We start from the raw sequence: 11,745 nt of genomic DNA, 5'->3' as shown, positions 1-11,745 counted from the left end.
TTAGATATCTTCACTGTATATCTTTTATAGGAGGAGGTCATACCATGGAGAAGGTTATTGTATTTACCTCAACAAATTGCCCGCATTGCCGTCAGGTTAAGAGCTTTCTTAGCGAAAAAGGCGTTTCCTACGAAGAACGCAACGTCGAGCAGAATGATGATTTTGCGCAGCAAGTATGGGACATGGGAATGAGAGCTATTCCTGTAACTGTTATCGGTGAGCATAAAATTGTGGGCATGAACAAAACTCAGTTCGACAAAGCACTGGCGACTGTTTAAGTAAATAAGATTTCCGCAAGGACATTGTAAGGGGCCGTTTCCGATCAGGAGGCGGTCTTTTTTATGATCTTTAAGTATACAAAAAATAGTCTGACGCTTTAGTGCGCAGACTATTTTTATGAAAGTAGATCTAGAAGTAGAGTTAGGTTTGAGTGAAAGATGTAATGATCTGAAATAGTACGTATACAGCAGCGCCGCTGCCAATAAGAATAAATCCTGATTTCTTTTTAGCTTGAAAAAAACGGAGCACACCGAGGCTGATCAAAGGGGCAATAATGAGCAGAAAAAGCAACACAGTGATGAACATCTGTGCCGAGATATCAGACGTATCAACATAGGTCATGGACTCGCTCTCCATTTCAAAAAAGGGGTTGTAGTGATAAATGTCACACTAGCTTAGCCTTTATTATATAGGATTTCTGTTCCTTTTACTGCACTTTTGATTCACTCAAATGCGTCAATTTTACGTCAATTATTTATCTTATGAATTTTTGCCTATAAAGATGTTCAGTGAATGAACACAATTGATCCATCAAACTAATAATTATAGGGTCACTCGAATGTCGCCTAGGAATTGCATAACGGCAGAGAAACCTGCACCGATCATCGTTCCACGGCTGCCGAGCTTAGAGAATGTGATTTCGAGTTGCTGCTTGTGGTAAGGAAGAGTACGTTCAGCTACAACCCGGCGCAGCGGCTCACCAAGCCATTCTTCAGCCTCAGACAATGCTCCACCGATTACAATAAGCTCTGGATTGAAGCTATTGATTAGATTTGTCACCCCGATACCGAGATATTCGCCCATCGTTGAGAAGTGATGAAGGGCGTCTTCTTGTCCCCCAGCCGCATAACGAACCAGCTCTGGCGTAGTATGGGCAGGTAGGGGGAGGTCGGGATTATCATAGGTTTTCTCAGAGGCATATAACTCCCAGCAGCCACGACTGCCGCAACTGCAAGGCTTGCCTTGTGCTTCAATCGTCATATGTCCGGTTTCACCGGCATATCCTCTTGCACCCTTGTATAGCTCCCCACCAATAATAATTCCTGATCCGATCCCTGATCCCGCACTGATGTAAAGCAGATGCCTTACCTCTCTTGCCGCACCAAAGTTGAGTTCTCCCTGTGCGCCTGCGTTCGCTTCGTTATCAATGGTGACTGGGACAGAAAATTCAGCTTCCAGTATCGCCCGCAGGTCGACCATTTCCCAGCCAAGGTTGGGAGCAAAGAGTACAACACCATTTTCATCCACCATGCCGGGGACACCTACTCCGATGCCGACGATGCCATAAGGCGATTCAGGAGCGCTGACAATCAAGCCGGAGATAAGCTTCTTCATTTGTTCCAGTACGTAAGGGAGATCATGATTGTCTAAGGAGAAATCGCTTTCGTAAAGAATGCCCCCACTCAGATCACATAAGACTGCTGTTAGCTGCTTTACCCGCAGTTCTATGCCAATTACACTGCCAGCCATTGTGTTGAAATGCAGCATTAACGGTTTACGGCCGCCGCTTGATTCCCCAGGTCCGACTTCGGTTACCAATTCTTGCGTGCACAGCTCAGCTACCAGATTAGACACAGTAGCTTTATTCAATCCGGTCATCTCTGAAACCTTCGCGCGAGAGAGTGGAGAGTGTCTTCGAATGGTATGTAGTACGATCGATTTATTTATTTTTTTGACCAGCGCTTGGTCTCCAGTAACCTTCACAAATCACACATCCTTCTTAAATTATAAGAAAGTATAAGCTTCACGGTATACTTTCTCCTTAAAATTCTCGCATAAACGCTTACCGTCTTTAAAGGGACGCTAAAGGCGTTTTAGCTTGGCATAGTTCCCATTTGTTGTATGCCACTTAGTCTAGAGTGATGTGCTGGAAATTGCAATACATAGCGTCTAGAGGAAATTTTCCAAGATAGATCTCCTATAATTGGGAAGCGGAGAGAGGAAGCTAGACAGAGCTCCAAAAAATGGACGAAAAAAACTTAAACAAAACTTTGTTTAACCAATATACAAAGTCCGAAAGATGTGTTAAGATGATCCTGTAAACGCTTGCGGGCGAAGTACAATTTGAGGAGGATTACACAATGGCTTATTTTGAGACAGTGAACAAAATCTCTTACGAGGGAAGCCGTTCCACCAACCCTTTTGCATTTAAATTCTACAATCCTAAAGAAGTCGTAGCCGGCAAAACTATGGAAGAACATCTGAAATTTGCAATGGCTTATTGGCATACATTAACTGCTGGCGGTTCCGATCCGTTTGGCGCTGAAACTGCTATTCGTAGCTGGAACAAATTGAACGGTCTGGACAAAGCTAAGGCTCGCGCTGAAGCAGCTTTTGAATTTATGGATAAGATGGACCTGCCTTACTTCTGCTTCCATGATGTGGACATCGCACCAGAAGGCGCATCTTTGCGTGAATTCTACAGCAACATCGACACCATCGTTGATATCCTTGAACAAGGCATGAAGACTTCCGGCAAGAAATTGCTGTGGAATACAGCTAATATGTTCACTAACCCACGTTATATGCACGGTGCAGGCTCCACTCCAAATGCTGATGTATTCGCACATGCAGCAGCACAAGTGAAGAAAGGTCTGGAAGTGGGTAAACGTCTAGGCGCTAGCAACTATGTATTCTGGGGTGGCCGTGAAGGCTACGAAGAGTTGCTGAATACAGATATGGGCCTTGAACAAGATAACATTGCTCGTCTGTTCAGCATGGCTGTAGATTACGCTAAGGAAATCGGCTTTGATGGTCAATTCCTGATCGAGCCTAAACCAAAAGAGCCTACGAAACATCAATATGATTTCGATGCAGCAACAACGATCTCATTCTTGCAAAAATACAACCTCGACAAGCACTTCAAGCTGAACCTTGAAGCTAACCATGCTACACTTGCTGGTCATACTTTTGAACATGAGCTTCGTGTAGCTCGTATCAACGGCATGCTCGGATCGCTTGATGCTAACCAAGGTGATACATTGCTCGGATGGGATACTGATGAATTCCCAGTTAACATCTACGATGCAACACTCACACTGTATGAAGTACTCAAGAATGATGGTCTTGGCAAAGGCGGAATCAACTTTGACTCTAAAGTACGTCGTCCTTCCTTCGAGCCTGAGGATTTGTTCCTAGCACACATCGCTGGTATGGATACTTATGCAAAAGGCTTGAAAGTAGCTGCTAAATTGATCGAAGATCGCGTATTCGAAGATTTTGTTGAAAAACGTTACAGCAGCTTCAATGAAGGTGTTGGCGCGGATATCGTATCCGGCAAAGCAACACTGGCTTCCTTGGCTGAATATGCTTTGAACAATGAGAACCCACGTCCTAACCAATCCGGACGTCAAGAATACTTGAGAGCTACACTTAACCAATACATTTTGGCTGAGTAGGATTTACAGGGAGCTTGAAGCTTAGGCTTTGATTCCAGTTTGAACAAATGCAACGGGGGTTGCTGAAGAGAGCATTCTTCGGCAGCCCCTTTTTTGTACAAAGAAATTCTAGAAACGCTCACAAAACTAAGCAGGATGCTTACGAAGTAAGTTTTATTGCGAAGAGAATCAAGTAGCTAAGCTCCATAAAACTAAGTGGATGCTTACGAAGTAAGTTTTGCTCGAAGTAATTCAATGAAGCCTATGCTCACAAAACTAAGCAGGATGCTTACGAAGTAAGTTTTATTTCGAAGAGAATCAAGTAGCTAAGCTCCATAAAACTAAGTGGATGCTTACGAAGTAAGTTTTGCTCGAAGTAATTCAATGAAGCCTATGCTCACAAAACTTTTAGGAGGTCAAAAATGAAATACGTTATAGGTGTAGATTTGGGCACTAGCGCAGTGAAGACTGTGCTAGTGGACCCACAGGGCAAGGTTGCTTTTGAGCATTCTGAATCCTACCCGCTAAGCAGACCACAGCCGAACTGGAGCGAACAAAATCCAGAGGACTGGGTAAAAGGAACGCTGGTCAGCCTTCGTCGCCTAATCGAAGTATCGGGCATAGATCCATCGCAAGTTGATGGTCTTAGCTTCTCCGGGCAAATGCACGGATTGGTACTAGTGGATAAGGAAGGTCAAGTGCTTCGTCCGGCCATTCTTTGGAATGATACACGTACTACTGCACAGTGCAGAAGAATAGAGAAGACGCTTGGAGCAACGCTTATTGAGGTCGCTAGAAACCGTGCGTTAGAAGGCTTCACGCTTCCTAAAATTCTATGGGTGCAAGAGAATGAGCCAGAGGTATTATCACAAGCGTACCAGTTCCTTTTACCAAAAGATTATGTGCGTCTCCGGTTGACTGGTGATTATGCGATGGATTATTCTGATGCTGCTGGAACGCTTCTATTGGATGTAGGTTCTAAAACGTGGAGTGCTGAAATTGCTGAAGCTTTTGAACTTCCACTTTCCCTTTGTCCTAGACTGGTAGAGTCCTTTGAACAGACAGGAACGTTATTGCCGGATATTGCTGAAGCATCTGGTCTCTTATCATCAACAAAGGTATTTGCTGGTGGTGCGGATAATGCATGTGGAGCACTTGGAGCAGGGGTTCTAGGTGAAGGCCGGACGATGTGCAGTATTGGTACATCTGGCGTGGTTCTTTCCTATGAGAGCAACAAAGATTTAAATCTCGAAGGTAAAGTCCATTTCTTCAACCATGGTGAAAAGGATGCCTACTATATCATGGGTGTTACTCTAGCTGCGGGTCATAGCCTTACATGGTTCAAAGAAACCTTTGCGGCAGACAAGAGCTTTGATGAATTGCTAAATGGAGTCTCTTCCATTCCAGCGGGTAGCGGCGGACTGCTCTTTACACCTTATATAGTAGGAGAACGTACACCACATCCAGATGCGAATATTCGCGGAAGCTTTATTGGTATGGATTCAGGGCATACGTTGACACATTTTACACGTTCCGTATTAGAAGGCATTACCTTTTCGCTACGTGAATCTATCGAGATTGTACGTGATTCAGGCAAAGAAATTACAGAAATCATTGCGATCGGCGGCGGGGCTAAAAATGAGGCATGGCTCCAGATGCAAGCAGATATTTTCAATGCATCCATCGTGAAGCTTGAAAGTGAGCAAGGTCCGGCCATGGGAGCAGCGATGTTGGCAGCTTACGGTAGTGGCTGGTTCACATCACTTAGTGCATGTGCAGAAGCTTTCATCCGTCCTGCGGATGTATATAAACCGGATCCGAAGCAAGCGGCAATCTATGACGGTTTATTCAACCTCTATCAGGAAGTCTACGGTCAGACTCGTGAACTGAATAACAAGCTGGCTGCATACCGCCAATAAAGTGCCATTGTATTTATAACTGATGATAAAGGTCTTTCGCATATGGCGGAGGACCTTTTTATAACCAGCTTAATTATGGAGGAGTGTGTGGATAGGTAATGTTCAAAATTGTTGCCGTTTTCATTATACTTCTGTAAAGTATGGGATATCATCAGGGCAGAGCTAAGCACTGGATGAGATAGTCAAGGTTTCGGGGGGCGGAAGGCCATGTTCCAATGGATGGTAAAGTTGTTGAATGACATCAAAATCCGCAATAAGCTGTTGCTCGCTTTTTTACTCACTACATTACTTCCTGTGTTACTGGTAGGCGGATATCTTACGATTGAAATGAGGACCATGGCGTTCAAGAGTGCATTGGAGCAAGCTTCAATTAACGTAGACAGGGTAAAGAAAAGAACGGAAGAAGTCATTGGTGTATCTCAAGATATCGCCTATCGTTTAAGTTATGATGCACGGTTGAAAAAACTTGCCGTACGTCAGTATGTTAGCACTTATGATGTGGTGGAAGCATACCGGGATTACTCAGATATGCGTGAATACCTAAGGTTATATAAAGAAATATCCAACATTCGCTTGTACACTGATAATGCTACGCTGCTTAACAACTGGGAGCTAATCAATCCAACGGCGGAGATTAGAGAGAGCCAGTGGTATCAAAGAGCACAGCGGTACGATAGTCTTGTCGGTTGGGAATATATTGAAGATGAGCGTGATAAGCGGAATTATTTAAGCCTTGTTCGCAAAATTGAGCTGGAGGGCTCCAGCAAAATAGGTGTACTCGTTATTAATGTGAACAGTCAGCAGCTTGCATCCATTCTAAGCCAAGAATCTTTTGATACTATGATTGTCGATGATCAGGACAATATCATTGCAGCGAACCGCAAAGAGCGGACAGGCAAAACGCTGGCGGACGTTTCCTTTGACACGACCCTCTTGGGTCAAGGAAGCGGAAGCTATGAAGCGGTAGTAGATGGTGAAGCTTCTAAAATTGTGATAGAGGAGCTTAAACCACAAGCCAGCCGAAATGCACTACGAATTATATCTGTTTTTTCGATTGAAAGTATAGTTAAAGAACCCAATCAAGTCATTAAGCTTTCGATTACTGTCATTGCGATAAGTGTTCTATTGGCCTTTTTAATTATATATAGCTTCTCCTCATTGTTTTCACGACGGTTGCTGCATTTAAGCAGACATATTAACCGAGTCAGTACTGGGGATTTTGATACGACATTGAAGATTGATGGCAAGGATGAAATCGCCCTGTTAGCCCGTCAATTCAATTCCATGGTACGCAGCATTAATGATCTGATGTATGAAGTACAGGAATCCAATGCTCAAAACAGTCTGCTAGAGCAGAAGCAAAATGATATACGATTCAAAATGCTGGCGAGTCAGATTAACCCGCATTTTTTGTTCAATGCACTAGAAGCGATTCGGATGGAAGCACATATGAAGGGACAAGTGGAAATTGCCCGTGTGGTGCGTCTTTTAGGTAAAATGATGCGAAGTGTCTTAGAGGTAGGCCGGAGTAATGTTTTGCTGAGTCAGGAATTAGAGGTGGTACGTTGTTACTTGGATATTCAGCAATTCCGTTATGAAGAAAGATTGAAATATCAATTTATTATAGATCCGGCTGTAGAGTCTATCTATATGCCACCACTCCTTATTCAGCCGCTTGTCGAGAATGCAGTCATCCACGGACTGGATAATAAAATGGAAGGTGCATTTGTGACGGTGGAAGTTGTACAAGCTGGAAATCACGCGAAATTTACGATTACAGATAATGGGGTAGGGATATCTCCCGATAAGCTGGAGGAATTACTGAATACACTTGAGCGCCAAGAAGAGCGTGAAGGCGAGCGGATTGGACTTCGCAATGTCCATGACCGGTTAAAGCTATCCTATGGCGCAGAATATGGGCTAACGATTGAGAGTAAACCTAATGTAGGTACGATAATTTTCTTCTGCATACCAATGGAGGACAACAAACTATGATAAAAGTGATGATTGTCGATGATGAACCGAAGCTGCGGGAAGGGCTACGTAGTCTGATCCCGTGGGAGAAGCTCGGTTATACGGTGGTAGCAACAGCAGCTAATGGCTTGCAAGCCATCGAAAAATATCATACCTTCTACCCGGAGCTTATAGTAGCGGATATCCGCATGCCTGGAATGGATGGTCTGGAAATGATCAGTGAGCTTCGTAATGAAGGTTCAGAGAGCCATGTGCTAATCCTAAGTGGACATGCGGATTTTGAATATGCTAAGCGGGCGATTGGTTTTCGGATTGACGGTTATTTACTGAAGCCAGTCGATGAAGATGAGATGATTGTATGTCTGGAGCAGCTCCGCGAAACGATTGAGCAGGAACAGCGGTTTAGTGACTGGAATGAGGAGGAGCCCGCCCGCAATAGGGAAGCATTACTTCGAACGCTGCTGCAGCCGACTTCGGAGGAGGAAACGGACGCGGACCTCAGCAGACATGCGGAGGCGCTAGGACTGGAACAGGGGGATTATGAAGTCATCCTCATTGAGTTAAGAAAGAAAGCTGGTGCCAATGAGGAGGGTCTCCAGCAAATCAAAACAGTGATGGAGCAGCATTTTAGTAAACATCCTAACGCTTCATTCTTTACGTGGTCACAGTATCTGGGCGTTCTAATGAAGGATCCGGACCCGAGTGCTATTAAACGAGAAGAATTATACAATGAATTATCAGATATGATAGTAAAAATGGAATACGACTTCATTGCAGTAGCGGGGGGAGTAGTATCCCGACCTGAACTGGCGGGAGAATCATTGAGTATAGCACGGGAGCTATCAAGACGCGCTTTCTTCTTCAAGAAGGGGACTATCATCAGTGCAGATGCTTCAGGATTTCTGACGGGAATGAAGGAGGAGACAGAAGAGCTGCAAGATACGGAGAGCCGACTTTTGCTTGCAGTAGAAACCGGAAGTCTGAGCGCGATTCGACCGATCGTGCAGACCATCTGTGCTGAGCTTATAGCCGCGGGCAGTGATGAATTGCGAATTAAAGAGACCTTTGTGAGACTCCTTAGTACTGTTTTGGCTCGTCTGGAGCCTACGTATCCGGAAATTCGTACCTATGCAGCAGAGCACTCCCCACCAATAGGGGAACTCTATCAAAGTTATTATTTGTCCGATTTGCAGGATCAGGCTGTCTCATTTCTCGAAGAAATTGCGGGTCAGATGACCAGTGGGCGCGGAAATGAAATTAAGAAGATCACGGAGATCATCAACCGCCGCTACAATGAGAACCTAAAGCTGGAGACCTTATCCGAATTATTCTGCTACAACAGCGCTTATCTAGGTAAGATGTTTAAGAACACCACAGGAGAATACTTTAATACGTACGTGGACAAAGTGCGGATTGAGAAGGCGAAAGAGTTTCTGACGCAAGGAATGAAAGTATATGAGGTAGCCGAGAAGGTTGGGTATATGAACCCCGATTATTTCAACGCTAAGTTCCGTAAATATGTAGGAATCTCACCAACTTCTTATCGTAAAAGCATTTAAGGTTGGTGTGGTGTTCTTGTCTGTTATACCCGTGGCTGAGTTCAGGCGGTTTTCTGAACTTCAGTCCACGGGTCTTTTTTTTGTTTTCCCTACTCCCACCAATTGTACGTGGTGAAGTATTAATGTAGTTAAATAGACACCTGCTTAAGCTTATGCGGGTGGGTGGCTAATGCATTTTCTTTAGAATCAGGGTTCTAAACATCTGCTGGTAAAGGAGCGAAGAGGAATATTTGGAACTGTAGAAGCGGAGCGTTCGCCCGAAAGCTTTTCGTAGAAAAGCTCGCTTCGAAAGCATATGCTATCCTCGGATTTCTACTGCGAGAAGCGGTTCAAATCAGGAAATCTGAGGATTAACAGCGATCGGAAGTTCAAATATTCCTCGTAGTGACTAATATCCAGCAAGCAAAGTGTTTTTAGGAGTTCAATCCAAAGAATAATGCAGACGTCAGCAGCATTAGCCCCCCCTGTGTCGATGAGCCGAAATGAGAATTCACCCTGGACAAAAATCTCTAATTTTCACCTGATTTTAAGTCGAATTTATAGGGTACTGCAATCGCTTACAAAGATTTAGAATGATGACATAGAGAGGAGGGGCTTTATGAAAGCGGACACAGTAACTGCTCAAATCCCGCCGGACACCCGAATGCGCAACAAAAAGCCTGCTTCAGGAGGACGGTTTTGGAGAAGCTTTAAGAATCAAAAGTATTTGTGGATGATGTCGATACCCTTTGTGATCTGGGCATTCGTCTTCAGTTATCTCCCATTATGGGGCTGGACGATGGCGTTTCAAAAGTACAAGCCCGCACGCGGCTTTTTTGAACAAGAATGGGTAGGCTTCGAACATTTTAAGACACTGTTTAGCGATTCGCAATTCCTACTGGCACTACGGAACACGCTGGCGATGAGCGGAATGGGCCTCATCGCAGGTTTTATCTTTCCGATAACATTTGCAATATTGCTCAATGAATTGCGTCTTGGATTTTTTAAACGATTTGCTCAGACCGTCTCGTATTTGCCTCACTTTGTATCATGGGTGGTTGCAGCGGGAATTGTAACTAAAATGTTATCTAGCGAAAATGGTCTTGTAAACGATCTCTTGTTAACAATTGGATTTATAGACTCGCCAATCCAGTTCATGGCTCAGGGCCATCTCTTCTGGGGAATCGTTACATTATCTGATGTTTGGAAAGAAACCGGATGGAATGCGATCATCTACCTTGCGGCCATCTCGGGTATTGGACCTGAACTGTACGAAGCGGCTCGAGTGGACGGTGCCAGCAGGCTCCGCCAGGTATGGCATATTACTCTTCCTGGTATCCGCCCGACGATTACAGTGCTACTCATTATGTCGATCGGTAATTTGCTAAATATCGGCTTTGAGAAGCAATTCTTGCTTGGAAACAACCTCGTTACCGACTATTCTCAAGTGTTGGATCTGTATTCTCTGAAATATGGACTAGGCATGGCGAGATATTCCTACGGTACCGCGATCAATATATTCAACTCAGTGATCAGTGTAATCCTGCTGTTTACGATTAATGGAATCTTCAAACGTACAACTAAAGAGAGCCTTCTGTAACACAGAGGGCCCTTCTAACAATCGTGGCAGCAAAATTGCCCTTTTCTTGAAAGGAGAGCGTTACAGTGGGAAACACAGCTATCACCGGAAAGTCGTGGTCAGACCGGATCTTTGACTTCATTGTTTACTTTGTAATCCTGTTCGTGGTTGTAATCACGATCTACCCGTTTTTGAACGTGCTTGCGATCTCGCTGAATGATTCAGTGGATAGTGTGCGCGGCGGTATCACCATTTATCCTCGAGAATTTACCTGGGACAATTACTTGAAAATCTTCAGTTTCTCAGGACTGATCACCGGGTTCAAAATTTCCGCTTTGCGGACAATCGTCGGTACTTTGTTCGGGCTGATCAGTGCCTCGATGCTGGCGTTTACGATTAGCCGTCCTGATTTTGCAGGCCGCAAGTTCGTCTCCACATTCTTGGCGATGACCATGTATATCTCTGGAGGAATGATTCCAATATACATGCTGATCAAGGATCTCCATATGATGAACAGCTTTGCAGTCTATGTATTACCTGGACTGGTTAGTGCCTTTAACGTCTTCGTTATCCGCTCCTTCATTGATGGTCTGCCTTATGCACTGCAGGAATCAGCGAAGCTGGATGGAGCGAATGACTTTACTATCTACTGGCGTGTCATCCTTCCGCTGATGAAGCCAGCGCTGGCAACGATCGCGCTGTTCCTAGCGGTAGGTCAATGGAATGCATGGTTTGATACGTATTTGTATAATGGTTCAAGTCCACATTTGACTACACTGCAATATGAACTGATGAAGGTTCTGCAGAGTACAACCAGTGGGAATGGTGGAGATTACCGCTCCAACATTGCTTCTCTAGCATCGAATCAGGTTTCGCCAGAGTCTATCAAAATGGCGATTACGATTGTCGTAACCGTGCCAATATTGCTGGTTTATCCGTTCATTCAGAAGTACTTTGTTCAAGGGATGACACTTGGCGCTGTGAAGAGCTAATCACAGCTTATAGGGGAGCATAGTCTCCCCTAAGTTTTAAGAGTATTATGTATCCGTTTTCTTTATACTTGGTAAGTTTTGTAATGA

General features: G+C 44.4%; 9 protein-coding genes. 7 read left to right on the top strand and 2 right to left on the bottom strand.

What is annotated here, in order from left to right; genetic code table 11:
* Positions 1 to 44 precede the first annotated feature (44 nt).
* Positions 45 to 278 (top strand): glutaredoxin family protein, encoded by a 234-nt coding sequence (locus ACN6MV_RS27480; protein ID WP_419885268.1) that lies wholly within the window; start codon positions 45 to 47, stop codon positions 276 to 278.
* A gap of 142 nt (positions 279 to 420) precedes the next feature.
* Here the strand turns inward: ACN6MV_RS27480 and ACN6MV_RS27475 are convergent, their stop codons facing one another.
* Both ACN6MV_RS27475 and ACN6MV_RS27470 read right to left on the bottom strand, forming a co-directional pair.
* Positions 421 to 621, bottom strand: a complete 201-nt coding sequence (locus ACN6MV_RS27475) for a hypothetical protein (RefSeq protein ID WP_042131070.1) — start codon at positions 619 to 621, stop codon at positions 421 to 423.
* A gap of 201 nt (positions 622 to 822) precedes the next feature.
* Complete coding sequence (locus ACN6MV_RS27470) at positions 823 to 1,983, bottom strand: ROK family transcriptional regulator (protein WP_339288165.1); 1,161 nt, start codon at positions 1,981 to 1,983, stop codon at positions 823 to 825.
* A 377-nt stretch (positions 1,984 to 2,360) separates the two neighbouring features.
* Here ACN6MV_RS27470 and xylA point away from each other — a divergent pair, with 377 nt between their 5' ends.
* The 6 genes from xylA to ACN6MV_RS27440 all read left to right on the top strand — a co-directional run bounded on the left by xylA (position 2,361) and on the right by ACN6MV_RS27440 (position 11,658).
* Positions 2,361 to 3,677 (top strand): xylose isomerase, encoded by a 1,317-nt coding sequence (gene xylA / locus ACN6MV_RS27465; protein ID WP_042131068.1) that lies wholly within the window; start codon positions 2,361 to 2,363, stop codon positions 3,675 to 3,677.
* Positions 3,678 to 4,078: 401 nt separating this feature from the next.
* Positions 4,079 to 5,575, top strand: coding sequence for a xylulokinase (gene xylB / locus ACN6MV_RS27460; RefSeq protein WP_419885267.1), 1,497 nt, complete (start codon positions 4,079 to 4,081; stop codon positions 5,573 to 5,575).
* A 207-nt stretch (positions 5,576 to 5,782) separates the two neighbouring features.
* Positions 5,783 to 7,570 (top strand): sensor histidine kinase, encoded by a 1,788-nt coding sequence (locus ACN6MV_RS27455; RefSeq protein ID WP_339288162.1) that lies wholly within the window; start codon positions 5,783 to 5,785, stop codon positions 7,568 to 7,570.
* Positions 7,567 to 9,108, top strand: a complete 1,542-nt coding sequence (locus tag ACN6MV_RS27450) for a response regulator transcription factor (RefSeq protein WP_419885266.1) — start codon at positions 7,567 to 7,569, stop codon at positions 9,106 to 9,108. The genes ACN6MV_RS27455 and ACN6MV_RS27450 overlap by 4 nt, the downstream gene beginning before the upstream one ends.
* A 643-nt stretch (positions 9,109 to 9,751) precedes the next feature.
* Positions 9,752 to 10,687, top strand: coding sequence for an ABC transporter permease (locus tag ACN6MV_RS27445; protein WP_231574304.1), 936 nt, complete (start codon positions 9,752 to 9,754; stop codon positions 10,685 to 10,687).
* Positions 10,688 to 10,752: 65 nt separating this feature from the next.
* A complete protein-coding gene (locus ACN6MV_RS27440) occupies positions 10,753 to 11,658 on the top strand; it encodes a carbohydrate ABC transporter permease (RefSeq protein ID WP_339288159.1) in 906 nt (301 codons plus the stop codon).
* Positions 11,659 to 11,745: the final 87 nt, after the last annotated feature.

The sequence above is a fragment of the Paenibacillus sp. B-A-8 genome (genome assembly GCF_048572915.1).
GTDB lineage: Bacteria > Bacillota > Bacilli > Paenibacillales > Paenibacillaceae > Paenibacillus_AQ.
Note: the sequence above shows the minus strand (reverse complement) of the source record. Positions and strands in the feature narration are given on the sequence as shown.